Annotated in this window: 28 protein-coding genes and 1 pseudogene; 3 read left to right on the forward strand and 26 right to left on the reverse strand. The window is 44.1% G+C overall.

The window, feature by feature from the left end:
* Positions 1–4 precede the first annotated feature (4 nt).
* The 7 genes from NYE49_RS14830 to snaA are packed head-to-tail and all read right to left on the reverse strand — an operon-like array spanning position 5 to position 5,445.
* Complete coding sequence (locus tag NYE49_RS14830; RefSeq protein ID WP_047183017.1) at positions 5–1,009, reverse strand: LLM class flavin-dependent oxidoreductase; 1,005 nt, start codon at positions 1,007–1,009, stop codon at positions 5–7.
* A complete protein-coding gene (tcyN, locus tag NYE49_RS14835; RefSeq protein WP_003229383.1) occupies positions 1,006–1,785 on the reverse strand; it encodes a sulfur-containing amino-acid ABC transporter ATP-binding protein TcyN in 780 nt (259 codons plus the stop codon). The genes NYE49_RS14830 and tcyN overlap by 4 nt, the downstream gene beginning before the upstream one ends.
* Positions 1,782–2,489, reverse strand: a complete 708-nt coding sequence (tcyM, locus tag NYE49_RS14840) for a sulfur-containing amino acid ABC transporter permease TcyM (RefSeq protein WP_174616776.1) — start codon at positions 2,487–2,489, stop codon at positions 1,782–1,784. The genes tcyN and tcyM overlap by 4 nt, the downstream gene beginning before the upstream one ends.
* A 29-nt stretch (positions 2,490–2,518) precedes the next feature.
* The gene (gene tcyL / locus NYE49_RS14845) at positions 2,519–3,238 is read right to left on the reverse strand and encodes a sulfur-containing amino acid ABC transporter permease TcyL (RefSeq protein WP_047183019.1); all 720 of its coding nucleotides are present in this window, start codon (positions 3,236–3,238) and stop codon (positions 2,519–2,521) included.
* 21 nt (positions 3,239–3,259) lie between these two features.
* Positions 3,260–4,072 (reverse strand): sulfur-containing amino acid ABC transporter substrate-binding protein TcyK, encoded by an 813-nt coding sequence (gene tcyK, locus NYE49_RS14850; protein ID WP_024572165.1) that lies wholly within the window; start codon positions 4,070–4,072, stop codon positions 3,260–3,262.
* Between the two features lie 13 nt (positions 4,073–4,085).
* Positions 4,086–4,895: a sulfur-containing amino acid ABC transporter substrate-binding protein TcyJ gene (gene tcyJ, locus NYE49_RS14855; protein WP_015384366.1), complete on the reverse strand. Its 810-nt coding sequence runs from the start codon at positions 4,893–4,895 to the stop codon at positions 4,086–4,088.
* Positions 4,896–4,908: 13 nt separating this feature from the next.
* On the reverse strand, positions 4,909–5,445 hold the full coding sequence (gene snaA, locus NYE49_RS14860; RefSeq protein ID WP_015251464.1) for an N-acetyltransferase SnaA: 537 nt from the start codon (positions 5,443–5,445) through the stop codon (positions 4,909–4,911).
* Between the two features lie 152 nt (positions 5,446–5,597).
* Between snaA and ytlI the strand changes: the two genes are divergently transcribed.
* Entirely contained in the window at positions 5,598–6,524 is a 927-nt protein-coding gene (gene ytlI / locus NYE49_RS14865) for a LysR family transcriptional regulator YtlI (protein ID WP_047183020.1), read from the forward strand.
* A gap of 50 nt (positions 6,525–6,574) precedes the next feature.
* On the opposite strand, the gene NYE49_RS14870 is transcribed toward ytlI, so the two are convergent.
* The 14 genes and pseudogenes from NYE49_RS14870 to sppA form a co-directional block, all read right to left on the reverse strand.
* Positions 6,575–7,258, reverse strand: coding sequence for a metal-dependent hydrolase (locus NYE49_RS14870; protein WP_047183021.1), 684 nt, complete (start codon positions 7,256–7,258; stop codon positions 6,575–6,577).
* A 62-nt stretch (positions 7,259–7,320) separates the two neighbouring features.
* On the reverse strand, positions 7,321–8,088 hold the full coding sequence (locus NYE49_RS14875; RefSeq protein ID WP_342410382.1) for an SDR family oxidoreductase: 768 nt from the start codon (positions 8,086–8,088) through the stop codon (positions 7,321–7,323).
* A 126-nt stretch (positions 8,089–8,214) separates the two neighbouring features.
* Complete coding sequence (locus NYE49_RS14880; protein ID WP_004399018.1) at positions 8,215–8,349, reverse strand: hypothetical protein; 135 nt, start codon at positions 8,347–8,349, stop codon at positions 8,215–8,217.
* Between the two features lie 61 nt (positions 8,350–8,410).
* Complete coding sequence (gene argH, locus NYE49_RS14885) at positions 8,411–9,796, reverse strand: argininosuccinate lyase (RefSeq protein WP_174616777.1); 1,386 nt, start codon at positions 9,794–9,796, stop codon at positions 8,411–8,413.
* Complete coding sequence (locus NYE49_RS14890; protein ID WP_003229357.1) at positions 9,793–11,004, reverse strand: argininosuccinate synthase; 1,212 nt, start codon at positions 11,002–11,004, stop codon at positions 9,793–9,795. Before NYE49_RS14890 ends, argH begins: the two co-directional genes overlap by 4 nt.
* 170 nt (positions 11,005–11,174) lie before the next feature.
* Entirely contained in the window at positions 11,175–11,687 is a 513-nt protein-coding gene (locus NYE49_RS14895) for a molybdenum cofactor biosynthesis protein B (RefSeq protein ID WP_047183023.1), read from the reverse strand.
* Positions 11,688–11,771: 84 nt separating this feature from the next.
* Positions 11,772–12,959: an acetate kinase gene (locus NYE49_RS14900; RefSeq protein ID WP_003223511.1), complete on the reverse strand. Its 1,188-nt coding sequence runs from the start codon at positions 12,957–12,959 to the stop codon at positions 11,772–11,774.
* A 172-nt stretch (positions 12,960–13,131) separates the two neighbouring features.
* Positions 13,132–13,324, reverse strand: a pseudogene (locus tag NYE49_RS14905) (hypothetical protein).
* On the reverse strand, positions 13,296–14,285 hold the full coding sequence (locus NYE49_RS14910; protein ID WP_047183024.1) for a class I SAM-dependent methyltransferase: 990 nt from the start codon (positions 14,283–14,285) through the stop codon (positions 13,296–13,298). Before NYE49_RS14910 ends, NYE49_RS14905 begins: the two are co-directional and overlap by 29 nt.
* A 60-nt stretch (positions 14,286–14,345) precedes the next feature.
* Positions 14,346–14,849, reverse strand: coding sequence for a thiol peroxidase (gene tpx, locus NYE49_RS14915; protein WP_003223506.1), 504 nt, complete (start codon positions 14,847–14,849; stop codon positions 14,346–14,348).
* Positions 14,850–14,960: 111 nt separating this feature from the next.
* Entirely contained in the window at positions 14,961–15,416 is a 456-nt protein-coding gene (ytfJ, locus tag NYE49_RS14920; protein ID WP_003223504.1) for a GerW family sporulation protein, read from the reverse strand.
* Between the two features lie 13 nt (positions 15,417–15,429).
* Entirely contained in the window at positions 15,430–16,110 is a 681-nt protein-coding gene (locus NYE49_RS14925) for a DUF2953 domain-containing protein (protein WP_015483561.1), read from the reverse strand.
* A gap of 74 nt (positions 16,111–16,184) precedes the next feature.
* Entirely contained in the window at positions 16,185–16,679 is a 495-nt protein-coding gene (locus tag NYE49_RS14930) for an RDD family protein (protein WP_014477652.1), read from the reverse strand.
* Between the two features lie 12 nt (positions 16,680–16,691).
* On the reverse strand, positions 16,692–17,699 hold the full coding sequence (gene sppA, locus NYE49_RS14935) for a signal peptide peptidase SppA (RefSeq protein ID WP_047183026.1): 1,008 nt from the start codon (positions 17,697–17,699) through the stop codon (positions 16,692–16,694).
* Between the two features lie 185 nt (positions 17,700–17,884).
* On the opposite strand from sppA, the gene NYE49_RS14940 reads away from it, so the two are divergent.
* Complete coding sequence (locus NYE49_RS14940) at positions 17,885–18,688, forward strand: NAD kinase (protein ID WP_015384374.1); 804 nt, start codon at positions 17,885–17,887, stop codon at positions 18,686–18,688.
* A gap of 31 nt (positions 18,689–18,719) precedes the next feature.
* Here NYE49_RS14940 and NYE49_RS14945 read toward each other — a convergent pair whose 3' ends face one another.
* From NYE49_RS14945 to NYE49_RS14965, 5 genes are all read right to left on the reverse strand, one after another.
* Complete coding sequence (locus tag NYE49_RS14945) at positions 18,720–20,309, reverse strand: amidohydrolase (RefSeq protein WP_047183027.1); 1,590 nt, start codon at positions 20,307–20,309, stop codon at positions 18,720–18,722.
* Between the two features lie 19 nt (positions 20,310–20,328).
* Complete coding sequence (locus NYE49_RS14950) at positions 20,329–21,918, reverse strand: acyl--CoA ligase (RefSeq protein ID WP_047183028.1); 1,590 nt, start codon at positions 21,916–21,918, stop codon at positions 20,329–20,331.
* A gap of 178 nt (positions 21,919–22,096) precedes the next feature.
* Positions 22,097–22,306, reverse strand: a complete 210-nt coding sequence (gene sspA, locus NYE49_RS14955) for an alpha type acid-soluble spore protein SspA (protein ID WP_003223491.1) — start codon at positions 22,304–22,306, stop codon at positions 22,097–22,099.
* Positions 22,307–22,399: 93 nt separating this feature from the next.
* A complete protein-coding gene (gene thiI / locus NYE49_RS14960) occupies positions 22,400–23,605 on the reverse strand; it encodes a tRNA uracil 4-sulfurtransferase ThiI (protein ID WP_003229326.1) in 1,206 nt (401 codons plus the stop codon).
* Between the two features lie 4 nt (positions 23,606–23,609).
* A complete protein-coding gene (locus tag NYE49_RS14965; protein WP_174616778.1) occupies positions 23,610–24,755 on the reverse strand; it encodes a cysteine desulfurase family protein in 1,146 nt (381 codons plus the stop codon).
* Between the two features lie 194 nt (positions 24,756–24,949).
* Here NYE49_RS14965 and brnQ point away from each other — a divergent pair, with 194 nt between their 5' ends.
* Positions 24,950–26,287: a branched-chain amino acid transport system II carrier protein gene (brnQ, locus tag NYE49_RS14970; RefSeq protein WP_017695726.1), complete on the forward strand. Its 1,338-nt coding sequence runs from the start codon at positions 24,950–24,952 to the stop codon at positions 26,285–26,287.
* The last annotated feature ends 49 nt before the right edge of the window (positions 26,288–26,336 follow it).

The raw sequence follows: 26,336 nt of genomic DNA on the forward strand, positions 1-26,336 counted from the left end.
CTCCTTAACGTTTTGCAGCTAAAACTGCATCGCTCAGCAGCTGATAAGACAGCTGTTTTTCTTCAGCATTTTTGATCGGTGTAAAAATAACAAAATCATTGATTTTGTATGTGCCTGATAAACGTGTTAATTCTTCTGCCACTTCTTCCTTTGTTCCGGCAATAATCCCGGTTTTTTGCACGATGATGTCATAGGGCTCTGTGACGTTTTCCAGATAGGCCTCAGCCTGTTCGCGGGAACCGACGTTGACCTTACGCCCGTCTTTCAAAACCACTTTTATCGATTCACGCGACACAATATGTTTTTCCGCTTCTTCTTTTGTATGTGCCGCAAAAACAGCGGGGGCAAGATGAAATTCAGCCTCAGATCCTGGCGGGAGATGCGCGTCAAATGCTCGGCGGGCTTCCTTCAGCACTTCCTCTTCACCGTTAATAAAGTAAGCAAAGACAAAAGAGATTCCCAGTTTTGCAGCCGAAATGGCACTCTCTGCGCTTCCTCCCAATAGAAAAATACCCGGCTTCCGATCAACCTGCGGCCTAGGACGCAATGCAGCATAGCGGTGGGTATCAGGAAAATCATCCCGAACGAAATGAGTAAGCTCCTCCAGTTTTTCATCAAACTGACGCACCGGTTTTTTATATTCAGCCTGCAGCGCGTCTGTGGACAGCTGAAACCCGCCGGGCGCTTTGCCCACTCCAAGATCTATACGGTCGGGAGCTAACGCTGATAGAAGATGGAATTGCTCCACTACTTTATAGGAGCTGTAATGCTGCAGCATCACTCCGCCTGATGCTAAACGAATTTTTCTTGTGCTTGCAGCAAGATAGCCTAAAAGAACCTCGGGTGCAGACCCTGCAATCTCATCATTATTGTGATGTTCGGCCACCCAAAATCGGTAATATCCACACTCTTCAGCCATTTGCGCCAATTTCACTGTATGCTGTAATGTATCAGCTGCTGTCTCCCCTTCACCAATCAAGCTTTGGTCTAAAATACTTAAGCGGATCATATCACCGGCTCCTTTATGTGTTCTTTTGGTTCAAATAAATATTCCGGCGAAACACGGCGGAGAAACTGCCTCGTTCTGTCTTTTTTGGTATGGCGGAAGACTTCCTCCGGGGTTCCTTGTTCAACAATGACTCCTTCATCCATAAAAACAACTTGATCAGAGACCCTTCTTGCAAACTCCATTTCATGTGTAACAACAATCATGGTGGCTCCGGTTTTCACGATTTCCAGCATTACCTCAAGCACTTCACCGACCAGCTCCGGGTCAAGCGCTGCCGTCGGCTCATCGAACAGCAGCACATCAGGATGAATGGCAAGCGCCCTTGCTATCCCTACCCTCTGCTTTTGTCCTCCCGATAACTGACTCGGATAAGCGTTCAATTTATCTTGAAGCCCGACCTTTCTCAGTTCATTTTCCGCTACGGCATACGCGTCTTGTTTTCTCATTTTCCGGGCAATCGTCAAGCCCTCCATGACATTTTCAATTACCGTTTTGTGAGCAAACAGGTGGTATTGCTGAAATACCATTGCCGTCTGTTTTCTGAGCCAGTGAACCTCTTTTTTGGACGGAAAGCTGCAATTAATCACTTTGTCATGTATAGAAATGATCCCTTCGTCTGGACGTTCTAATAAATTCAGGCACCGTAAAAAGGTGGTTTTCCCTGATCCGCTCGGCCCGATAATCGTCACAACTTCTCCCTTGCGTACCGTGAGATTTATCCCTTTTAATACATGGTGGATGCCAAACTGTTTATGGATATTCTTAATCTCAATCATAAAGTGCCTCCTTGAAATCTGGCTGCCTTTCTCTCTAATACTCCATTTACGGATTCTAGGATAAGAGTCAGCACCCAATAGATAATCGCTGCTCCGATAAACGCTTCTAAAAATGCATAATTATCAGAAGCAACGATAGTCGCCGTCCCTGTAATCTCTGGGACAGCCACTATAGCCGCGATAGAGGTGGTATGCAAAAAGCCGATACCCAAATTTGTGAAGTTTGGGATGGAAACCATCAGCGCCTGCGGCAATATTACACGCCGAAAGGTTTGGCTGTGTGTCAAGCCGATTGAATAAGCCGCTTCGACCTGTCCGGTATCCATCGCCAGAATGCCCGACCGGATGATTTCTGTCAGATAAGCTCCGGCAGTTAAAGACAAGGCTATGATGACAAACATGGAGACCGGTATCTCATTGGCGGACCAGCCGAGATGAAAAAAACTGCTGACTTGATCTGCAACAGGCGGTATCCCTAAATAAATCAACATAATGTGAAGAATTGCAGGTGTACTTCGAAAGAAAGACACATAAAACCTTGAGCAAGCCACCAAGCCCTTAATTCTAAAAATTCTAACAATTATATTTCCAAGAGCCACGAGAAATCCAAACATAATCGGCAAAACAGCCATCATCAATGTCAGAGGAATGGTCTTTACCATTTCTTTCATGGCGGAAACGATAAACGGAAAGTCAAATTGCAATCTTCTCCCCCCTCATCCGAAGAAATATATCAATGTATGTTCATGTCAAAAACAGTAACAATCCTTGTTTGATTCTTCTTGATTCGTTTTTCTGCCACTCGAAAGAACCATTCGAATAAAATCGCTACAGCATAATAAACAATGGATAGCGCAATGTAAACTTCAAGAGAATGGTTGCTTGAGGTAATCAGTGTTTGGCCCCTTCCGGACATATCCATAACACCTATTGAAAAAGCTAGAGATGTATCTTTTAAAGAACTGATCACCATGTTTCCCATATTCGGAAACGCCTGGACAAGTGCCTGGGGCAGAACGATTCGCCTGAAGGCCTGACTACCGCTTAAGCCAATACTGTACGCCGCTTCCGTTTGGCCTTTATCTACACTGCCCACCCCCGCTCGAATGATTTCTGCGGCTGCCGCTGCATTGCTTAACGCGTAGGTTGCGACAGCAGCATAAAACGGGTCCATTTTTGTTGTATCAATCCCGATAAGCCCCGTAAGCGCCGGGATTCCGTAAAACACGATGAAAAGCTGCACCATGATAGGCGTTCCCCTGAAAAATGAGATATACACTTTTGCCAATTGATTTACAATTGGCATATTGTAGATGCGGGGCAGTGCCAGAAAGAGTCCTAATACAAAACCGAAAAGCAAGGACAGTGTTAAAATGTATAATGTAACCGGTAAATAAGCGGTTAACGTCGGCACAAAATTTCCAATCATGTTCATATCAAACGCTTTTTCCATCACTGCTCCCTCTCTTTTTACCTAATACTGCTCTTTGGAATAGTCGTCACCAAGCCATTTCAAACTGAGCCTTTTCAGCGTTCCGTCATCAATGATTTCCTGTAAGGCTTTATCAATATCGTCACTTAACGTTTGTTCATTTTTGTTAAACATAAAATACACTTTGGCATTTGAAAGCACATGACCGACGGTTTTTTCTTTAATAGCGCTCGTCTTGTTTTGAAAGTCTACTGCAAAAGGCGTTGAGATCGTTGCGTCCGCACGCCCCGATTTCAGCTGATTCGCAGTCTCATTTGCGCCTTGGCCCTCATAGGCAATCTCAAACGGCCGTCCATTATCCTCATTCCATTTTTTCAGTACAAGCGCTCCGTTGGAGGTTGCACTCGTAATCACCCGTTTTCCTTTTAAGTCTTCAATTCCACGGATCGTATCGTTATTTTGAAGCACAGTAATTTTTAAAGGAAAATGGTTGTAAGCAACCTTGTTAAACAGAAATTTTTTCTCACGCTCTTTGCTTTTCTCCATTTGATGTGCCACGATATCGACTTTATGCTGTCCGAGGCTGACAAGCAGGTTGGAAAATTCCATCGTTTTAAATGTGAATTTATAATGTGGCAGGCGCTTATCAAGCTCTTTGATCAGTTCGACATCATAACCGGTTAAATCGCCTTTTTCATCGATAAAGCAAATATTCGGAAATTGGGTTCCAGTTCCGACCGTGATCGTCTGTACCTTCTTTTGCCCGGCTCCCGTCGTTTGACTGCCTGCACCGCAAGCTGACAGAACTGTTATAAGCGAAAATAATATTGCCATGAATGCTGCTTTCGTTTTCATCTCATCGCCCCATTTATTTTTCAAAACTTGATTTTGAATAATCTGCCCCGAGCCATTTTCGGCTTAGTTTTTTTAGCGTTCCGTTTTTCTCCAGCTTTTTAATCGCTTGATCCGTGTCATCCGCCAAGGTTTGGCTGCCTTTATTAAACATAAAGTACACCTCGGTATCTAATAACACGTCACCGACTGTCTTTTGGCGGAAGGCGTGCGTTTTATTCTGAAAATCGACGGCAAACGGTGTAGCTATTGTTGCATCTGCGCGCCCGGTTTCAATTTGATTGGCGGTGTCATTGCTTCCCTGTCCCGCATATCTCAAATGAATCGGGCTGCCGTGCGTTTTGTTGTACTTTGTAATATAATCTGCCGCATTTGACGTGGCGCCAACTATGACTGTTTTTCCGTGTAAGTCTTTTAATGTATGAATCTTGTGATTATCCTCTTTCACCGTGATGTACATCGGCGAGTAGTTATATGGGACTTTATGATACAAAAAACGCTTTTCTCGTTCTTTATTTTTGGCCATATTGTGCGCAATCACATCAATTTTTTTATTTCCGAGACTCGTCAGCAAATTTGAGAAATCCATCGTTTTAAATTCAAATGTATATTGAGGCAACTCCTTATCGATGGCTTTCATCACTTCAATGTCATACCCGGTCAAATCGCCTTTTTCATTTAAAAACGCAATATTCGGAAAATCTGTTCCAGTGCCGACTATGACCGTTTGAGCCTGACGATCTGTTTTGTTATTTGTTTGCGAACATCCCCCGCCAAGTAATGCAAACACTGACAGCAGCAAAACCAATCCTTTACGCTTATTCATAGGCTGCCTCACATCATGCCCAGCTGGGCGCACCTAAAAGCGTTGGGTTAAATCGTTCCGGAATCAAAACCTTGTGCATCATCACACCTATGTCCCCGTCTTTTTCCTGCTCAAAATACACTTCATACCCTCTCCTTCTGTACATGTCAGCAAGCCAAGGATGCTTGCGCGCCGATGTGCCGAGTGTCAGCGCAGGAGCCTTCAGCATATCTCGAAGCACTTTTTCTTCAACATACGTAAGCAGCTTACTTCCGGCGCCTTGCCCTTTATATTCCGGCAGTGTCGCAAACCACCACACAAACGGATATTTTGAAGGAGGCGTCTCACTCTCCCACGGGAACCTGATTGTAATCGTTGAAATCAGCTTCCCATCCCGCTCCAGCACAATCGCTGAATGATGTTCAATATTTTCTGATACCATTTGGATATCAGCTCTCGTGGATGGCCAATCAATATCCAGCTGCCGAATGGGCTGAAATGCGCTGTTAACCAGTTTCAACAGCTCCGATGCATCTTCAACAGTTGCCAGTCGAAAAATATCCTCACTCATTTTTGTCACTCCTCTTCTCAAAATATATAATTCCTATTTGTTTACTAAGCTTTTATTGTTTATACTATAAAGCATACTCTGATCTTTGACTAATCAAAAAAAGTAAACCTTCACTTCAGTATTTTTAATGATGAAAAACAGGAGGGAACACATTGGAGTTACGCTCAATCAAAACGTTTCATACGATTGTAAAATTTGGAAGCTTCTATAAAGCAGCAGAAAAACTCAACTACTCGCAGCCGACGATATCGATGCGTATGAAGCAATTGGAGCAGGATTTAGGCGTACTGCTGTTTGAAAGAGGAAAAAGCCTGCAGTTGACAAAAGCAGGGAAACTTTTTTATGAACGAACAGGAGATCTTTTGATGCAATACGAGGCGCTTAAACACAACCTCTCCGACTTAAAGGAAGAAGAGGCAGGCATTATCAACATCGGGGTTTCAGAGCCGACCGCCAGTCTGATATTCCCCGAGATTTTAAAGGATTTCTTAAAGGATTACCCAAAGATAACGGTTAATATCAAGGTTGATGACGCCAATACCTGCAGTCAAAAGCTTTTAGACGGGACGATTGATTTTGCAGTCTGCGGCGAGCCGGAGCTGATTCTTGAAAATTACTACCATCCATTTTTTTATGACACATTAAATGTGATTGTATCTGATCAACATCCGCTCGCTGAGAAGAAGGCTGTCCATTTGTCTGATTTAGCAGAAGAGCGCTTCATATTTACGCCGGCCAATTGCCCCATTCGCTTACAAATTGAACAGCACTTACATAGAGAACTCGGGAATCGCTACAAAAAAATGGAGCTCACAAGCAGCATGTCACATGAATATTACGTACGTGAAAACATCGGAATTTCAATCTTTACCAGCACCGCACATTCTAAACCGTTCAACGGCACTAAAGTCATTCCAATTCTGAACCTGGATATCACCCCGCCCATAGGGCTGTTGACAAATCAAAAAGAAAATCATTTTGACCGCGCCACGAAGGACTTAATCGCCCGGATAACCAAACGTTTTCAGCAGCACAGCAAAGAATTGGAAGGAACCTCTAATAAGACCATTACAGGATAACTGAAAAAATAAAAACCACCTCCTGATTCATCAGGAGATGGTTTCACGGTTTAAAGCTCGATCGTCTCATCGACCGACATGACTTTGCCGACTCCGCCCGGCAGGCTGTCAGCGAATGCTTCTGGGTCTTGTTCGATGACCGGGAATGTATTGTAATGCACCGGCACGACCTGTTTTGCGCGCAGCCATTCAGCGGCAAGCTTGGCGTCTTCAGGTCCCATCGTAAAGTTATCGCCAATCGGCAGGAAAGCAAGGTCGATATGATTCAATTCGCCAATGAGTTTCATATCAGAGAAAAGAGCCGTATCGCCCGCGTGGAAAATCGTTTTATCTTCTACAGTCAGCAAAATACCGGCAGGCATGCCTGTGTAAGTGATCGTTTTGTTTTCTTCATCTGTGATGGCTGATCCATGAAAGGCCTGTGTGAGCTTCACTTTTCCAAAATCGAACTGGCGGGAGCCGCCAATATGCATTGGATGAACATTCAAGCCTTTCCAGCCTAAGTACACAGCGAGCTCGTTTGGGGCTATAACCAACGCGTTATTTTGCTTGGCGATTTGTTCAGTATCACCGACATGGTCATTGTGGCCGTGCGTTAGTAAGATGACATCCGCTTTTACATCCTCCGGCTTTATATCCGTTAATGAATTCCCTGTTAAAAACGGATCAAAAATAATATGATGGTCCTTCGTTTCCACTGTGATTACAGAATGTCCGTGATATGTCACTTTCATTTCTTTCACCTCGTCACATGATTTTGATTTTTTTATTTTCCCTTTTTAAAAAGCTGAAAAACTTATGTTGTTTGATTCTTGTTAATGACATTGAGGCCTCCTGTGGCTTCAATAACAGTCCCTGTCACAAGGTCTGAGTTCTCCTCACACAAGAAAGCGATAATCCGGGCGATATCCTCGCCTGTACCGGATCTTCCTATCGGCGTTTTTTCTTTGCCGATTCGCATTCTGGCTTCCTCTATCGATGCTTCTTTCATGTCGCCGACAATGTCTCCCGGGCAAACCATGTTGGCGGTTATACCGAATTCGGCTTCTTCAATGGCAATTGTCTTCGTCAAAGAAGCCAAGCCCACTTTCGCAGCGCCAAATGCCGATCGGTGAAGCCAGCCGGGCGCGTGAGCCGCACCTTGGAATCCGTACGTAATGATGCGCCCAAATTGCTGTTTTCTCATAATAGGAATAACCGCTTTGAATAAATGAAAGACGGCGCTTAAATTTCCTTCCAGCATGCCATACCATTCATCATCAGTATAATTGGCTAACTTTTTACGTTCAAATATGTATGGTCCCGCGTTGTTAATCAAAAAGTCGATCCTTCCGAAGCGGTTTAAGGCAGCCTCTGCAATACGCAGCAGATCTTCTTTTTTGGTGACATCACCTTTTACAAATTGCAGCCGGTCAAGACAATCGGGACAGGCTTCCTTCAGGCGGCCGACTGCCTCCTCATCCTGTCTGTAATTGACTGTTACTGAATACCCCTTTGCAAGCAACGTTTCAGTCACTTTGCGGCCTAAACCCTTCGAACCGGCAGTAATTAAAGCATGTCGCACATGAATACCTCCCAAAGCAACGTCGCCGCTTTCAATAAAGTGTTTCTTCTTCTACTTTACTATAAAAGGCTTGCAATATCACTTTTTACACTTTGGCATACAAAAAAAGCTGCCTGTACAGACAGCTTATTCTGCAGGAGATGAAGACTCCTGATCAGGCATATCGACATAACCGCTTTGATATGCTTCTGAAATGAGCCTTGTTGTCTCCTGGCTTTCTTGTTCATCATAAATATAGCGTTCCGGTTCTTTTTTCATCATTCTGCCTCCCATCATTATAGAGGTAGGTTGGCTATAATGACGGGATTTTATGAAGGAAATTTTAACAAACTCCTGCTTCCACGCAAGCTTTCGCTTTTTCAAGCGCCTGCTTTACCTGTTTGAATCCGGTGCCCCCGGCGCTCATTCTTTTTTCAACTGCGTAGTAAGGGTCTAATACAGTGTAAATATCTTCTTCGAATAGTGTGCTCGCCTGCTGAAAATCGCCAAACGGCATATCGCTTAAATAGATCCCTCTTTCGATGCATGTGTACACAAGTTTCCCGACCACTTCATGCGCTTCTCTGAACGGCATTCCTTTTTTAGCTAAATAATCGGCCAGTTCCGTCGCGTTTGAAAAGTCTTGTTTTGTCGCTTGCTTCATGACGTCTTTGTTTACAGTCATTGTTTGGATCATGCCTGTGAAGATTTGCAGGCTGCCCTCCACCGTTTTCACCGTGTCAAACATGCCCTCTTTGTCTTCCTGCAGATCTTTGTTGTAAGCGAGCGGAAGTCCTTTCATGATCGTAAACAGTCCCATCATATCGCCGTATACGCGTCCTGTTTTGCCGCGGATCAGCTCCGCCATATCAGGATTTTTCTTTTGCGGCATCATGCTGCTTCCTGTTGCGTACGTATCGTCAAGCTCGATGAATTTAAACTCCTGCGAGCACCATAAAATGATTTCTTCAGCGAGACGGGATAGGTGCATCATCAGCATACTGCTGTTGCTTAAAAACTCCAAAATGAAGTCTCTGTCACTGACGCCGTCCAAGCTGTTTTCATAAATGGCATCAAAGCCGAGCAGTTCCGCTGAATAATCACGGTCGATTGGGAAGGTTGTTCCCGCGAGCGCCCCGCAGCCGAGCGGAGATTTGTTAATCCGCTTCATTGAATCCTGAAAACGCTCCTTGTCGCGCTCAAGCATCCAGAAATACGCAAGCAGATGGTGAGCGAATGAAATCGGCTGGGCGCGCTGCAGATGTGTGTAGCCCGGCAGAATCGTTTCAACGTTCGCTTCCGCCTTTTCAATCAGCGCACTTTGGAATGCCTCAATCAGCTCGATGATGTGGCCGACATGATTCTTCAAGTATAAATGCATGTCAGTCGCCACCTGGTCATTCCGGCTTCTGCCGGTATGCAGCTTGCCGCCAAGAGGACCAATTTCGTCAATGAGCATTTTCTCAATGTTCAAATGAATATCCTCATAATCGACTGAGAATTCCAATGTTCCCTCCTCTGCTTTTTGCAAAAGGGTATTCAGGCCCTCTCGGATTTTCAGCTCTTCTTCTGCTGTCAGAATACCGCATTTTTTCAGCATGGCAGCATGTGCGAGAGACCCTGTAATGTCTTCAGCAACTAAATTTTGGTCAAATGATATGGACGCGCCGAACTCGTCGACCCATTTTTCCGGTGTTTTTTGAAATCGGCCTCCCCAAAGCTTCTTCATGCTTTAATCTGCTCCTTCTTTTTCACGATGCTGTTCACTTTTGTCGGAAGTCCCCAAAGCTCGATAAATCCGATTGCTGCATGGTGATCAAATGCATCGTCTTTTGTATATGTTGCAAGTTTTTCATCATATAGAGAGTATTCCGATTTACGTCCTTCTACAATTGCATGGCCTTTAAACAGCTTCACGCGGACAATGCCTGTGACATGCTTTTGCGTTTCTTTTAAGAAAGCGTGCAGCGCGTCTTTTAACGGCGAGAACCACAAGCCGTTATAAATGATTTCTGACATTTTTTGCTCGATGATCGGTTTAAAGTGGGCTACCTCTTTCACCAGTGTCAAATCTTCTAATTCTTTATGCGCTTTGATCAGTGTCATCGCACCAGGGCATTCGTATACTTCCCGGGATTTAATGCCGACGAGGCGGTTTTCCACGTGGTCGATACGTCCGACACCATGCGCGCCCGCCATTTCATTCAGCTTCAAGATCAGCTCAGAAAGCGAGTAGGAAACACCGTCAATGGAGACAGGCACGCCCTGTTCAAATGCAATTTCAATCACTTCCGGCGTGTCCGGCGTTTTTTCCAGCGGAGCTGTTAAATCGTATGCACCTTCTGGCGGCGCCGCCCATGGATCTTCTAAAATGCCGCACTCATTGGCGCGTCCCCAGAGGTTTTGGTCGATAGAATACGGGCTGTCAAGATTGATCGGAATCGGAATGCCGCGGCTAGCCGCATATTCAATTTCTTCTTCACGTGACCACTGCCATTCGCGAACCGGCGCGATGACTTCAAGATCAGGGTTTAATGATTTAATGGAGACTTCAAAACGAACCTGGTCATTTCCTTTCCCTGTGCATCCGTGGGCAATCGCCTGTGCATCTTCTTTTTCCGCAATTTCAACCAGTTTTTTCGCGATCAGCGGTCGAGATAATGCCGAAACAAGCGGGTATTTTCCTTCATACATCGTGTGGGCCTGCAAAGAGATAAGCGCGTAATCCTGTGCAAATTCTTCTTTTGCATCGATCACGTAGGAGTTTGTCGCGCCGACTTCAAGCGCTTTCTGCTGAACAAATGCCAAATCTTTGCCCTCACCGACATCCAGGCAGCAGGCGATTACATTATATCCTTGCTCCTGAAGCCATTTTATTGCGACGGAAGTATCAAGACCTCCTGAGTATGCTAATACGACTTTTTTCTGTTCTGACATGATAATAATCCCCTCTCAACCGTGTTTCTATTTTTGTATAAAAATAAATTATATTTAATAAAAATACATTTTGTATGTATACACTTTAACAAGTACGTTTCGTTTTTTCAAGCCTTTTATAAAAAAAACTTCACCTAAATTTCAGGTGAAGTTTCGTAGTATTTATTCATTTACTTGTCTTTTCTGATTTCTCTGACCACATGCGCAAGTTCGGGAATAATCAGCTTATTCATTGCCAGCTTTACCGCGCCGCTTGAGCCTGGCGTTGAGAAAACAGCGGTATGCTGAATGACGCCGGCAGCTGCTCTCGACATGATTGCAGCAGAGCCGATATCCTCTGTATAACTCAGCATCCTGAATATTTCTCCAAAGCCGGGCAGTTCTTTCGAAAACAGCGGCGTAATGGCTTCAATTGTGACATCCCGATCTGCTATGCCTGTCCCTCCGTTTAAGAGTACCGCGTCTGTCTGTTCATCCATGCAGCCCGCAAGCACTGACCGCTGCAAAGCATCCTTTTCGTCTTTTACAATTTCATATGCAGCAATATGATGACCGGCTTCTTCTATAAATGAGATCATCAGCTTGCCGCTTTTATCGGTTTCCTCTGTCCTCGTGTCACTGACAGTAATCACTTTGCACCGAACGATATCGGGAGCTTCTTGTTTATGCTCTTGAACGCTCATTGGCCCACCTCTTTTATGTTTTCTGTCTGTCACTATCATGCATCAACAAAAAAGCACATTCAAGAGAATGTGCTTTCATGCGATTTATTTTGCTAAACGAACAACGTCGCGCGCAATCATGACTTCTTCATCAGTCGGAATGATCATGACTTTTACCGGAGAATGCGGATAGCTGATGAAAGCTTCCTCGCCGCGCACGTTATTAAGCGCAGGATCCCAGTATACGCCCATGAATTCTAAACCGCGAAGAACGCGTTCTCTGACTTCCACACTGTTTTCACCGATACCGGCAGTAAAGATGATCGCATCGACACCGCTCATTCTTGCAGCGTAAGAACCGATGTATTTGTGGATTCTGCTTGCGAATACTTCAAGAGCCGTTTCCGCGCGCTCATTTCCTTCTTTCGTTGCTTCAACGATGTCACGAAGATCGCTTGAGAAACCGGAAATGCCGAGCAGTCCGCTTTTTTTGTTTAATGTATTCAATACTTCGTCAGCCGTTTGGCCTGTTTTCTCCATGATGTATGGTATCAGGGCAGGGTCGATGTTTCCAGAGCGTGTACCCATTGCTACACCGGCCAGCGGCGTAAAGCCCATGGATGTGTCAATTGATTTTCCGCCTTCAACAGCGGCAATACTTGCTCCGTTTCCAAGGTGGCAGGAAATCAGGCGCAAGTCTTTTAACGGACGGCCGAGAAGCTCTGCCGCACGCTCAGTTACATATTTATGTGAAGTGCCGTGGAAGCCGTATTTACGGATGCCGAATTTTTCATAGTATTCATACGGCAAGCTGTACAGGTAAGACTGCTCAGGCATTGTTTGGTGGAATGCCGTATCAAATACAGCTACCGCAGGAACATTTGGAAGCACTTCTTTGAACGCTTTAATTCCAACGATATTTGCCGGATTGTGAAGCGGTGCCAATTCAGAAATATCTTCGATTTCCTTAATGGTTTCATCCGTTAATAAAACAGAATCGCTGAATTTTTCTCCGCCGTGAACGACACGATGGCCAATTCCGTCAATTTCATTCAAGTCTTTAATAATGCCGAATTCCGTCAACTTATTCAGCAGCATTTTAACAGCTACCGCATGATCCGGAATATCAGTTACTTCTGTATTTTTTTCGCCGTTCACAGAAATTGTGAATACGCTGTCGGCGATACCGATTCGTTCAACTAAACCCTTCGTTAAAACGGTTTCTGAAGGCATTTCGAAAAGCTGAAATTTCAAAGACGAGCTTCCTGCGTTAATTGCAATAATTTTGGACATGATTGACGCTCCTTTATACTCTGTATCAACAACTTCGTTTTTCGTACTTTTTTCCCGGTGAATATCAACATCTTCTCCGAAAAATATCTGACTTTTCCATTTAAACATTGTCATGTCGGCTTTTCAAGTCAACTTGCGTATTGATAACGCTTACAATAAGAAGTCGTTATTTTCAGACACATTCCCTATAGGTTTCGTATTGATGAACGCTTACAATTTGCGGTTTTTCCCTCTGTATTTTGTGTTTCAAAGCTGGATTCAATTCGTCAAGTCCGGTCAAATAAAAGCAGCTTAGGCATCGACCTCATAGGGCTGCCTAAGCTGCTTTTAAAACACTTACTTTTCTTTTTTAAACCATTCATCAAATTGAGCCATCATATCAAGCATCGCCTTTTGATTGGAGAAAGACGGAAGATTCGCAAGCAGAATTTGCCCCGGCGATTTCGTATTCTCTCCTTGTTTCTGAAGCACAAGGATGCTTTTGGCATGCGCTTCGTCTTTAAAAATAGATTTTGGCAGCTGCAACAGTGCGTTGATATGAACCTTATCTTTGAAAAACTGTTTCAGCTTGCCGCTTTGGGAGCTCTCAAACAAATGATTCGGAATCATAAAAAATAAGTAGCCGCCTGGTTTGGTATGCTTGACGCTCTGTTCAATAAACAGATGATGAGCGAAGGAATGGCCTTCGTCAGCTTTGAGCTCAAACGCTTCTGCTCCTTCGTCATTCGGATAATAGCCGACTGGCAGATCACAAATGACCGTGTCAACTGGATCGATAAACAACGGCTCAAGGCTGTCCTGGTGAAAAAGCTCAAGCTCTTTTTTCAGAAGGTTCGCTTGGGCATAGGCGATCTTCAAGAGCACATCATCAATTTCAATGCCAAAGCTGTTTGCCGTTTTTTCAGACAGCTGGTTCAGCACGGTAAACAGAAGGTTCCCAGTTCCCAAGGCTGGATCAAGAATGGCCAGTTCCTTTTTGTCCGCCATAAACTTATTCACCAAATAGCTGATGAAAAGCCCAATCGTATCCGGCGTCATTTGTCTGTTTGGATGGGAGATATCTTTCATTCCTTTAAGGACGGCAAGCTGAAAAGCCTTGCGTACCCACTCATGCTCATACGTGCCGAATTCCGCTTTTTCTAGCAGAGCCTTAAGTTGTTTGGTTTTCTGATCAGCAGGCAGTTTCAGCTGATCCGTTTTTTCAAGAAAATACATTTCTCCTGCTTCGGCCAGCGCCTCTATATATGAAATCTGCAATTCATTCTTTATCATAATCGCGGCTTCGTTTAACAGCTCATACACCGCACCTACATGGTCTTTTTCCATATTGTGTTCCTCCTTGCCATAAAAAAAGCTCCGGCGGCAGCCTGGAGCTTTTTTCCCTGCTTACTTCACTAATGCCTTAGCAGCCTCAATTGGCTTTTCATAGTTCGGGTGGTTTGTTGCTTCGCTTACATATTCAGCGTAAACGACTTTTCCGTTCTCATCAAGGACAAATACGGAACGCGCAAGCAGACGAAGTTCTTTAATATACACACCGAACGCTTCGCCAAATGACATATCTCTGTGGTCAGACAGTGTTTCCACTTTGTCAATTCCGTTAGCGCCGCACCAGCGCGCTTGCGCAAATGGAAGGTCTGCACTGATTGTGTAGACGTTGACATCTCCAAGCTTTGCAGCTTCTTCGTTAAAACGGCGTGTTTGTGCATCACAAACACCTGTATCAATTGAAGGGATAACAGAAATAATCGTTACCTTTCCTTTCATGTCAGCTAACGATTTTTCTTCAAGGCTGTTAGTCAGCACTGTGAAATCAGGAGCTTGATCTCCTACCTTCACTTCTTGTCCGACAAGTGTAACCGGACCGCCTTTGAATGTAATTTCAGCCATTATAATTCCTCCCTTTTGTATGTATGTCTCTATCATAGTAAAGTTTCCTGCAAACTGCAAAGTTTATGCCAAAAAAAAAAGTTAACTGCGGCCAGCGCAGTTAACCTTTTTTTAATAATTCATATTGTTCATTTGGTTTTGATTTTGGCCCTGGCCTTGGTTCTTGTTATTTTTCTTGAACATTTGCTGGATGCGTTCGAGTGTTTGAGGGGCTGCGTCTAAAATTTTCTCTATTAAATGGGTATTTTCATCTAAATGAAGCATTCTGATGCCTGTCGATCCGACAATTAAAAACGCGATCGGCGTAATGGACACACCGCCCCCGCTTCCGCCTCCGAAAGGAAGTTTCTGTTCTCTTGTCTCATCGTCTTCCGATTTCTTTTCGGCCGGCTTTCCGCCAAACTCGCTTCCGCCTGCGGCGAATCCGAATCCAACTTTAGAAACAGTTAAAATCACACTTCCATCAGGCGTTTCTACTGGATCTCCGATGATGGTGTTAACATCAATCATTTCCTTCAAGTTTTCCATTGCGGTTTTCATTAAACCTTGGATGGGATGGTCTGCCATATACGCTTCCTCCTTAAACTGATGAATCATTCTTTGAAGTCATTCTAGCCGACGGATTCTTCTTTAATACGGATAGCTCCCGTCCGTATTTGACGAATTTGAAAGCTGCAAGCATAGCATGTCCAAAGCGAAAAAAGAATATACACTGAAAATGGGTCTTGGAAACAGGGACTTGAAACGACGGGATTACCTCATAGACAGGTTTATTCACAAAGTCCAGGTGGTCGTAGAGCATTGCTGCGATACCGCCCTTCACACCCCAAACAGCACCTGTTAACACACCTGTCACTGCCGCGTCCTGAATTCCGATTACTGTAACCCATTCTAGTTTTGTGATATGTAAATGCGCGAGAAAAGACGCGCTGATTTTCCGTAGTCTGGTGACCTGATGCAAAAGCATTTCGATTTTATTAATGCTTTGCTGCACATCGTTTTGTGTAATTTTTTTCTTTCCGCTGCTTTTTTTCATTTTAGATTCAGTTTTTTGTTTGATATCCACTGTTCCGTCTTCTTTGTTCACCTTAATCGCCGGGATTGTTTTTTTGATCCTTATAAGGCCAAACAGCGCCGTAATCTTCAAAGTCAATTTGTCATTATCAGCGGCATGAAGATACTCCAGCGCGACATGGATTTTCATTCTGAGAAGCAGTACGATCCCTATGAGAATAAGAATGGCTGTCAGTACATACACCATATTCTTCACTTCCTCTAGGAGCATTATCGCCAATTCCTAAAAAAATAAACCCGGACAGAGGTCCGGGTTATCGGTTATTTGCGGTATAATTTTTCATGCACCACGGTGGTATCCGCGATGTAATCATGGATCCCCTGTTTTGTAGGTGAAAAAGCAACAACGATATATAAAATCCAAATCTTATCAATATACCGTCCAACCACTTCACGAAAAATCACTGTACTCCATGTCAGCTTGCTATCTTGCTTCACAGAAACCACTTTGAGGCCGAACACCATTTTACCAAGCGTCTGCCTGAAGTATTTAGTCATTAGTGCGAAGTAGGCAAGATACACAATAAGCGTTGTCACACTGTAAGCCGAGAAGGTAAACATGCCGGATGTTTTCGGCAGATCCAATACGGTAAAGAGGGGAGAAACGAGCAAATGGTTTAATCCCCATATCACGAGCCAATCAAGCAGGAAAGCCCAGAAACGAACCCAAAAGCCAGCATAGGCATGTGTCAGCTGCTCCGCTTCTTGCGGGCCTTTGATGTCATTGCGCTCTAACTCTTCATATGTCGCGTCCATTATTGTTCCCTCCTACTTCGCATAGAGATACATCATTCTCGGCGAACCGGATTGCGATAGAATTTCTCTCATATTCAAAAAATCAATTTCACTTTTAAACATTTTGTTCGCGCCCATGGAAAACAGTGAGCCTAATCCGAAGCTTTCCTCATAAGAAATGACAGAGGCGTTTTTCAAATCCTTGTGATCCTTTTTCATCGCCGTAATGGTATCGTCATAAAAACCAAGCTCATCAACGAGGTTCAGTTTTTTTGCCTGCCGTCCGTCATACACGCGGCCGTCCGCAATTTTCTTTACCTCTGCTTTCGGCATGCTGCGCCCTTGTGAAATGACATCAACAAAGCCTTCATACGAATTATCAACCATCGATTGCATGATGTTTTTTTCTTCTTTCGTCATCTCACGGGAAGGAGACATAATGTCCTTATGGGCCCCGCTCTTAATCGTTTCAAAAGAAATGCCAAGCTTATCGGCAAGCTTTGAATAATTGACGCTTTCCATAATGACGCCGAGTGACCCGGTCAGGGTTTCCGGTGTCGCAAAAATCTTATCAGCCGCTGTTGAGATGTAATAGCCTCCTGATGCTGCCATCGAACCCATTGACACGTAAATCGGTTTTTTAGTTTCTTTCTTGATTTCTTCCAGTTTCTTATGTATTTCAGCACTTTCATACACTCCGCCACCCGGAGAATTCACCTTCAGAACGATACCTTTGACCGTCTTGTCATCTTTTGCGCGCTCAAGGTTTTTTAAGAACGTTCTGTGGTTATATCCGTCTGCACCAAGCAGACTGCTTGAGTCCCCATTATCCTGAATGGTGCCGCTGACCTCTAATACGGCAATTTTACTTGAGAGACTGCCGTTTTCCAGCGTCTTTTCCTGCGATTCATCCGTCAGTGATGTGAGATCCGTTTGAGCGCCTTTGACGCTTTCAAAGAAACTCATAGAGATGCTGACGATAATAGACACGCCGAAAATCCCCAGAGCAATCACTAATGCAATCCATCTTTTTGCATTCATTTTTTCTCCTCCTTTTTCCTAAACTCTCTCATTATACGATTCAATATGAAAAATGTTTAACTTCATGAGAAAGCTCCGGCTTAACGGGCTGCCGGCAAACGTGGTACACTTATGGCCAAAGGTATTTTATCACAAATACTGGATGGCAGAAAAACTTAAATATGACAGCAAAGGGGAAATGGGATATGACCGATCAACGCCGTAATGTTTATTTTTTTCACAAACAGGATCAGGAAACAAACGAACAAGCCCGCTCGTTAACACAATTGGCTGAAGAGCATGGATTTACCGTTGTAAACCAGCACTCAGACGCCAATATTATCGCTAGCATTGGCGGGGACGGCACATTTTTGCAGGCAGTCAGAAAGACAAATTTTCGTGACGACTGCTTGTACGTCGGCATTACCAAAAAGGGGAAAGCTCATTTATATTGCGACTTTCATAGTGATGAGCGAGAAAAAATGGTCGATGCAATGACGTTTGAACAAATTGAAGTCAGAAAATATCCGCTGATTGAAGTGACAGTGGATAACGCCAGTCCTTTTCATTGCCTAAACGAGGTTTCCATCCGTTCAAGCATCATTAAAACCTTTGTGATGGACGTGCTGATTGACGATCTGCACTTTGAAACGTTTAGAGGTGACGGAATGATCATCTCAACGCCTACAGGCAGCACCGCCTATAACAAGTCTGTTGCAGGAGCGGTTGTTGATCCGCTGCTCCCATGCATGCAGGTATCTGAGCTTGCTTCTCTTAACAATAACACCTACCGGACACTCGGCTCGCCATTTGTCCTCAGCTCTGACCGAAAGCTGACCCTTCGTGTGGTACAGGACGGCAATGAGCACCCAATCATTGGCTTAGACAATGAAGCACTCAGCACGAGAAATGTGAAAACGATCGAAATCAAACTGTCTAATAAGCAAATCAAAACAGTCAAACTAAAGGACAATTCATTTTGGGAAAAAGTGAAGCGTACTTTTTTATAGAAACTAAAAGGACAGGCAGCTGCCTGTCCTTTTATGATTTCTCATATACAATCCGGCCGTTAATCACGGTTTTTTTAATATCTAAAAGATGAAGCTGTGCGGGGTCAATGGCAAACGGATCACCACTGAGAACTGTAAAATCCGCGTCATAGCCTTCCGCAATTTTTCCGCGTGACTTCTCTTTATAAATGATACCGGCGCTACCTTCTGTATAAAGCTTTATCGCTTCATATACAGGTAAACATTCACTTTCATTATAGCTTGGCCCGTTTTGCTCATGACTGCTTTTCCTGAGAACCGCGGACTGTATCCCTAGAAGCGGGTCAACAGGCTCAATCGGGGCATCTGAACCACCAGCGCATAAAATGCCTTTAGATATAAGAGTTTTCCAGGCAAATGCAGTCTTCATCCGGTCTTTTCCGAGACGGTCAATGACCCACGGAAAGTCGCTTGCAACGAAGTGCGGCTGAAGGTCAAGTGCGATCGGCATGCGTGCTGCTCTCTCGATTAATTCGTTATCAAGCACTTGGGCATGAATAAGCCGATCATGCCGGCCGTTTTTGGGCGGATGCTTTTCAATTGCGTTCAGCACTTTTTCAAAAGCAAGATCGCCGATTGCATGAACAGCAACCTCCATCCCTTTTTCTCTCGCTTTGCGAATGAGCCGGCCAAGGGTTTCGTCATCATGAACCTGAACACCATTTGTTGATGGATCATCCTGATATGGTTCCTTCAATAAAGCCGTTCTCCCGCCAAGCGCCCCGTCCGCAAAGATTTTCATCGCACCAAACTCCACATACGGACCGGACGGTTTCTCCAGCTGCTCCCATCGATCGACCGCTTCATGATGAACGAGCAAATGGCAGCGGAACGGATACTTTCCGCCAGCGGCAGCTTTCTCATAAGCTTTCAACGGCACCGAAACATCACCATAATAGGACAAGTCTTCCGAATGGCCGCCCGTCAGGCCTTTTGTCCAGCAATCCTTTATTGCAGCCGTTAATGCCTCATCAACATAGTGCTGGGAGACTGGCGGGACAGCCTTCAGAATCAAATCCTGCGCCTTATCAAACAGGAGTCCGGTCGGCTCTCCATTTGCATCTTTTACAATGACTCCGCCGTCAGGGTCAGGGGTATTTCTTGAAATTCCCGCTGCTTGAAGAGCCGCAGAATTGACAGCTATTGCATGCCGGCATATACGCTTGAGCAAGACGGGCCTGTCAGGAAACAGGCGATCAAGATCATGCTTAGTCAAGTAGTCAGGTGTCTCAAACTGATTTTCATTCCAGCCCTCTCCAATGAGCCAATCATTTTTAGGAAGCTGCCGCTCTCTTTCCTTCGCAGCCTGTAAAATTGCATCTTTCGACGTCAGTGCGGACAGATCGAGCTGAAGCTGTTTCTCACCGTGGCCGATCAAATGTAGATGGCTGTCAACAAAACCGGGGAACATCACTGCTCCGTTCAGGCTGATTTCTTCTGTTTCCGGCGACCCGTACTTTTCCTTCAAACGTTCATAGCTGCCGGTGCCTTTTATGACACCATCCTCAACATATACTGCCTCAGTCCGATCACCTTCTTTGAGCATCGTATAAATGAAACCGCCGTGCCATATCGCCTTCATTCACGTTCACTCTCTTTCTTTACGCCTTTTTATTGGCTTTGAGCTGTTCTTCACGTCTTCTTAATTCCACTCGTCTGATTTTTGCAGAAGCCGTTTTCGGCAGGCTTTCCACAAATTCAATTTCTCTAGGATATTTGTATGGAGCGGTAATCGTCTTCACATGGTTTTGCAGCATTTTGACAAGCTCATCACTGTGTTTTTCATGATTTTGCAGGACAACATATGCCTTTACGATGGAGCCTCTGATTTCATCAGGGCTCGCGACAACAGCACATTCTTTTACTTCTGGGTGCTTAACAAGCGCGTCTTCCACCTCGAAAGGCCCGATCGTATAGCCGGAGCTGATAATAATATCGTCATTTCGGCTTTCAAACCAGAAGTAACCTTCCTCATCTTTTCTTGCTCTGTCTCCCGTTAGGAAATAATCGCCGCGAATTTGTGTTTTCATTCTTTCCGGATCTTTAAAATACTCTTTAAAGAGCGCAGGCGTACTGAGGTGAACAGCGATATCGCCAACCTCACCAGGTATGCAGATTTCACCGTCTTCATTTATGATCTCCACCTGATTTCCCGGTGTTGGTTTTCCCATGCTTCCCGGTTTAATAGGCGTATCCTTCAAAACACCAACCAAAAGCGTGCTTTCTGTTTGGCCATATCCGTCCCGTACCTTAATGCCAAAGTGCTTTTGGAAAACATCAATGACTTCACGGTTGAGCGGCTCACCTGCGGAAACAGCGCTGTGCAGGGCAGAAAGATCAAAGCGATCCAAGCCCTCGACCTTCGCCATTAAGCGGTATTCTGTCGGCGTGCAGCAGAAAACATTGATTTTGTAGCGATTTAAAAGCTCTAGATATTTTTCTGCTTTGAATCTGCCGTGGTACACAAAACCGGTTGCTCCGCTGCCAAGCACCGCTAAAAATGGACTCCATACCCACTTTTGCCAGCCAGGGGCAGCAGTTGCCCAGACGATATCCTTTTCAGAAATATCAAGCCAAGCGCCGGCAGAAGTTTTTAAATGAGCAAATGCCCATCCATGTGTATGTACAACACCTTTCGGCTGACCTGTTGTCCCGGATGTATAAGATAAGAAAGCCATATCATCTCTTGTTGTGTCAGCTGTTTTAAATTGGCTTCCGTCCGCTTCAATTGATAAGAGGTTTTTCCAGCCGGCATCATTTTCACCAATAGACAGTGTAATCAGTTTGTCAGCCGTACTGACATCCCGGAAAGCGCCAATAAATTCTGAGTAGACGATGGCGCCTTTTACCTCTGCATGTTCAATCCGGTATTCAAGATCTTTCGCGCGAAGCATTTCGGAGCACGGAATGACAACCATTCCTGATTTCAGGATAGCCAAATAAACAGCATAGGCTTCAAGCACCCGCGGAACCATTACAATCAGCTTGTCTCCCTTTTTAAATCCAAGATCAGCTAAGGCCGCTCCGATTTTATTTGTTTCTTCCATCAGCTTTTCATACGACCAAGATTCTTGCTTGCCCGACTCGTCCTCCCACAGAAGAGCGGTTTTTTGTCCAGCGGCACTGAACTTTTCCATTTCATTCACTAAATTATATTGCATAGGGGCAATTAAATCTTCACGTTTTAACACGAACAACTCCTCACTTTCTCCACCCATTATACATAAATACAGGCTCTTTCCGTAAGGATATGCCTAAAAGCAACCTCTGTAAACATAGATTTTATAGGCCGCTGGTCCTTTTTTATATGTAAAAAATGAAAAGGAGTGGGGATCCCCCCACTCCTAAGCCATTATGTGAAATTGTAAATTAGAATTGTCCTCCGCCCATGTTTTGTTGAGCAAAAGATACAAGACGTTTTGTGATCTCTCCTCCAACAGAACCGTTAGCGCGAGAAGTTGTGTCTGCTCCAAGGTTTACACCGAATTCAGAAGCGATTTCTAATTTCATTTGGTCGATCGCTTGAGCAGCTCCTGGTACTAAAAGGTTGTTGCTGTTACCTGAGTTATTGTTAGCCATGTGTCTCACCTCCTTGTGAGTATAGAATGTGTCAAAACACATGGCTTCATTCAGAAAAACTTTGGTAATTGTATACAGGAGCTGAAAATTGATTTAAAAGAGTTCAGCGAATTTATCGTTAGCTTCTTGTTCGCTATACAGGGTCATTGTCTCAATGTTATCTACCGCTTCTTGAATATACGGCTCGAAATCAACAAAGCTTTCAAAGTGTTCAATTTTCTCTTTTTTAGGGCGTGTTTTCGGGCTTGGCGGTGTAAAGATCGTGCAGCAGTCTTCAAACGGCTGAATGCTTGTCTCATATGTGCCAATTTCCCGTGATTTTTCGATGATTTCTGTTTTGTCCATGGCGATTAACGGACGCAAAATCGGTGTTGACGTCACCGCATTAATTGCATACATGCTTTCAAGCGTTTGGCTCGCTACCTGACCGAGGCTTTCTCCCGTAATAATGGCAAGCCCGTTTCTCTTTTCTCTGATTCTGTCGGCGATCTGAAGCATGAGGCGGCGGGTTGCCGTCATTGTGTAATTTTCAGGAATTTGTTTTTGGATGAGCTCTTGCGTTTTTGTAAATGGAACAATATGAAGTGTCATGCTTCCCCCAAAACGGGACAGACATTTCGCCAGATCCATTACCTTTTGCTTTGCGCGCTCACTCGTGTATGGCGGGCTGAAGAAATGAACAGCTTCTACCGACAATCCCCGTTTCATCGCATAAAAACCGGCCACAGGGCTGTCAAAACCGCCAGAAAGCATCAGCATCGCTTTTCCTGCTGAACCAACTGGCAGCCCGCCTGCACCTTTTTCATCACGAATTGTCAAAAATGTTGCTTCTTCCCTGATTTCGATTCTGAGCGGGATGTCTGGGTTGCGAACATCGACCGTCAATCCTTCTGTATTTCGCAAAATATGGCCGCCGATTTCAGCGTTCATCTGGTTTGTATCTAATTCAAATTGCTTATACGCTCTCTTTGTCGCGACTTTAAACGTATCACCTGGTTTATATTGATCTTTGATGGCCTTTAGTGCGGTTGCCTTAATATCATCAAGGCGGCTGTCACATTTAATTGCCAGGCTGAAGCTTTGAATCCCAAACACTTGCTTTAAATGAGGAAAAAGAGCCTCAGGATCCTCTCCATTTAATGTAATCGTCATACGATCCCTGTTGGAAAAGTATTTTAAATTCGGATAGTCTTTCAAAACGAGTCTGATGTTTTGTTTTAAGCGCTCAATAAAGCTTTTTCTGTTTTTGCCTTTGGTCGAAATTTCCCCAAAACGAATTAATATATGATCGTAATTCATGTTTCTACCTCATCATTTTCCTTAATTTTTTGATGCCAGGTCGAAGCGCGTTCATAAACGGATCTGCCACATCGCTTGTCTGGCTGTAATTTAAACTGATTCTGATGCTGCTTCCGGCAATCTGCTCTCCTTTGCCCATCTCTAAGAGAACTTTACTGGGCTTATGTTCTTTTGCCGAGCAAGCCGATGTTGTGGAGACGAAAATATCCTGTTCCTCAAGCATGTGTAAAAGCACTTCCGCTTTAATCCCCGGTACAGAGAAATTAATAATGTGCGGCGCGCTATTCATTTGAGGCGTGTTGATAACGACGCCCTCAATTTCACTCAGCCTTTTCATAAACAATTCCTTTGCGGCAGTCATCGTGTCAAGCCGTGTGTCAAAATCAGCAGAGGCAAGATTAATGGCCTTGGCAAGCGAAACCGCTCCAGCAGTATGTTCTGTTCCGGCCCGTATGCCTTTTTGCTGAGAGCCTCCCGTTATGAGCGGAATAAGGCGTGTTCCTTCTTTTACAATAAGTGCGCCTGTCCCCTTCAGCCCGTGAAATTTATGCCCGGAAATTGAACATAGATCAATGCCGGCCTTTTCAATTGCCAAGGGCACTTTATAGATGCCCTGCACATAATCGACGTGAAACAAAATGTTCGAGTGCTCTTTCAGCACTTCTCCTGCCGCTTCAATCGGCTGCACGGAACCGACTTCATTGTTCACATGCATCATGCTGACAAGCACGGTATCGGGACGGATGGCTGCTTTTAGTTCTTCAATAGAAACAAATCCGTCTTCATTCACAGAAAGATAAGTGATATCAAACCCGAACAACTCTTTCAGCTGTTCTAACGATTCCGCAACAGATGGATGTTCAATAGAAGTGGCAATGATATGTTTGCCTGTTTTTATCTTTGACAAAGCCGCTCCTTTTAAAGCCGCATTATTGGCTTCTGTGGCGCCTGACGTAAATACAATATCATATTTTTTTAGGCCTAAGGACCTTTTGATTTGATTTTTGGCTGCTTGAAGCAGCTGTTCCGTTTCGGCTCCATATCGGTGCAAAGATGAAGGATTGCCAAAGTATCGGCTGCTTGTCTGTTCATATACGTTCAAGACTTCATCGTAAGGCTTCGTCGTAGAACTATTATCTAAATATATCATCTTTTTTACTCCTTTATGAAAGCGGTACAAGGTATGATATTTATGTTACCATAACAAAATTTAATAGAAAATTACGAAAAACTAGTATTGACTTCTAATTTTTTTACCATATAATAAGATTTGTTCGTTTCGTCATATTATCTGACAATTAATTGACAGAATATTTTAACATAATTATTAGGAGGATTTTTTTCATGAAACACTCACTGCCTGTCAAAGATACCATTATTATTGGTTTCATGCTATTTGCGTTATTCTTTGGAGCAGGAAATATGATTTATCCGCCGGAACTTGGACAAGCAGCCGGACACAACGTCTGGAAGGCCATCGGCGGATTTTTACTGACAGGGGTAGGCCTGCCGCTTCTCGGCATTATCGCCATCGCATTAACCGGTAAGGACGCTAAAGGCCTTGCTGACAAAGCGCACCCTGTTTTCGGCACAATCTTTACTGTCGTGCTTTATTTATCAATCGGACCATTATTCGCCATCCCGAGAACAGGAACTGTTTCATATGAAATTGGCGCTGTTCCGTTTTTGACTGGCGTACCAGAAAGACTTTCTTTATTAATATTTACACTTATCTTTTTCGGTGTTACGTACTATTTAGCGTTAAACCCATCCAAGGTTGTCGATCGAGTCGGAAAAATTCTGACTCCCATCAAATTCACAATTATTTTAATCATTGTTCTCAAAGCCATCTTCACGCCGATGGGCGGATTGGGCGCCGTGACAGAAGCATATAAAGGAACACCGGTTTTTAAAGGATTTTTAGAAGGCTATAAAACAATGGACGCACTTGCTTCAATTGTATTTGGCGTTGTCGTTGTAAATGCTGTAAAAAGCAAAGGCGTTACACAGTCTAAAGCTCTTGCTGCAGCCTGCATTAAAGCAGGTGTGATTGCCGCTTTAGGCCTGACTTTCATTTATGTATCCCTTGCTTATTTAGGTGCAACAAGCACAAATGCCATTGGTCCTGTTGGTGAAGGAGCTAAAATTTTATCTGCGTCTTCCCATTATTTATTCGGTTCATTAGGCAACATCGTACTCGGAGCAGCGATTACAGTCGCATGTTTAACAACAAGCATCGGCCTTGTCACATCTTGCGGCCAATATTTTTCAAAACTTATTCCGGCATTATCATATAAAATTGTCGTTACGATTGTCACGTTATTCAGCTTGATCATTGCGAATTTCGGACTCGCGCAAATTATCGCGTTTTCTGTTCCTATTTTATCAGCTATCTATCCGCTTGCCATTGTCATTATCGTTCTTTCCTTCATTGATAAGATCTTTAAAGAAAGACGCGAAGTGTACATCGCATGCTTGATCGGTACAGGACTTTTCAGTATTTTAGACGGCATTAAAGCAGCCGGTTTTTCACTTGGATCTTTAGATGCGTTTCTAAATGCGAATCTTCCTCTTTACAGCCTCGGCATCGGCTGGGTGCTTCCAGGAATCGTCGGAGCGGTTATCGGCTATGTGCTTACCTTATTCATCGGACCATCCAAACAGCTTAATGAAATAAGTTAATGTCACAGAACGCCTGCGTTATTGCGCAGGCGTTCTGTAATGAAAAAAA

It is taken from the genome of Bacillus sp. FSL L8-0358, assembly GCF_038593095.1.
GTDB lineage: Bacteria > Bacillota > Bacilli > Bacillales > Bacillaceae > Bacillus > Bacillus subtilis.

Bases quoted from the DNA above. Each gene is read 5' to 3' on its own strand.
- NYE49_RS14830 (WP_047183017.1), bottom strand. From the start codon at position 1,009: ATGATCCGCTTAAGTATTTTAGACCAAAGCTTGATTGGTGAAGGGGAG.
- NYE49_RS14925 (WP_015483561.1), bottom strand. From the start codon at position 16,110: ATGGTGTATGTACTGACAGCCATTCTTATTCTCATAGGGATCGTACTG.
- NYE49_RS14870 (WP_047183021.1), bottom strand. From the start codon at position 7,258: ATGAAAGTGACATATCACGGACATTCTGTAATCACAGTGGAAACGAAG.
- sppA (WP_047183026.1), bottom strand. From the start codon at position 17,699: ATGAATGCAAAAAGATGGATTGCATTAGTGATTGCTCTGGGGATTTTC.
- NYE49_RS14895 (WP_047183023.1), bottom strand. From the start codon at position 11,687: ATGAGCGTTCAAGAGCATAAACAAGAAGCTCCCGATATCGTTCGGTGC.
- ytfJ (WP_003223504.1), bottom strand. From the start codon at position 15,416: ATGGCAGACCATCCCATCCAAGGTTTAATGAAAACCGCAATGGAAAAC.
- argH (WP_174616777.1), bottom strand. From the start codon at position 9,796: ATGAAGAAGCTTTGGGGAGGCCGATTTCAAAAAACACCGGAAAAATGG.
- NYE49_RS14910 (WP_047183024.1), bottom strand. From the start codon at position 14,285: ATGGAAAAAGACCATGTAGGTGCGGTGTATGAGCTGTTAAACGAAGCC.
- NYE49_RS14930 (WP_014477652.1), bottom strand. From the start codon at position 16,679: ATGGACGCGACATATGAAGAGTTAGAGCGCAATGACATCAAAGGCCCG.
- tcyK (WP_024572165.1), bottom strand. From the start codon at position 4,072: ATGAAAACGAAAGCAGCATTCATGGCAATATTATTTTCGCTTATAACA.
- NYE49_RS14880 (WP_004399018.1), bottom strand. From the start codon at position 8,349: ATGATGAAAAAAGAACCGGAACGCTATATTTATGATGAACAAGAAAGC.
- thiI (WP_003229326.1), bottom strand. From the start codon at position 23,605: ATGAATTACGATCATATATTAATTCGTTTTGGGGAAATTTCGACCAAA.
- NYE49_RS14890 (WP_003229357.1), bottom strand. From the start codon at position 11,004: ATGTCAGAACAGAAAAAAGTCGTATTAGCATACTCAGGAGGTCTTGAT.
- tcyN (WP_003229383.1), bottom strand. From the start codon at position 1,785: ATGATTGAGATTAAGAATATCCATAAACAGTTTGGCATCCACCATGTA.
- snaA (WP_015251464.1), bottom strand. From the start codon at position 5,445: ATGAGTGAGGATATTTTTCGACTGGCAACTGTTGAAGATGCATCGGAG.
- sspA (WP_003223491.1), bottom strand. From the start codon at position 22,306: ATGGCTAACAATAACTCAGGTAACAGCAACAACCTTTTAGTACCAGGA.
- brnQ (WP_017695726.1), top strand. From the start codon at position 24,950: ATGAAACACTCACTGCCTGTCAAAGATACCATTATTATTGGTTTCATG.
- NYE49_RS14965 (WP_174616778.1), bottom strand. From the start codon at position 24,755: ATGATATATTTAGATAATAGTTCTACGACGAAGCCTTACGATGAAGTC.
- tpx (WP_003223506.1), bottom strand. From the start codon at position 14,849: ATGGCTGAAATTACATTCAAAGGCGGTCCGGTTACACTTGTCGGACAA.
- tcyJ (WP_015384366.1), bottom strand. From the start codon at position 4,895: ATGAATAAGCGTAAAGGATTGGTTTTGCTGCTGTCAGTGTTTGCATTA.
- NYE49_RS14945 (WP_047183027.1), bottom strand. From the start codon at position 20,309: ATGAAGGCGATATGGCACGGCGGTTTCATTTATACGATGCTCAAAGAA.
- NYE49_RS14900 (WP_003223511.1), bottom strand. From the start codon at position 12,959: ATGTCCAAAATTATTGCAATTAACGCAGGAAGCTCGTCTTTGAAATTT.
- NYE49_RS14940 (WP_015384374.1), top strand. From the start codon at position 17,885: ATGACCGATCAACGCCGTAATGTTTATTTTTTTCACAAACAGGATCAG.
- tcyL (WP_047183019.1), bottom strand. From the start codon at position 3,238: ATGGAAAAAGCGTTTGATATGAACATGATTGGAAATTTTGTGCCGACG.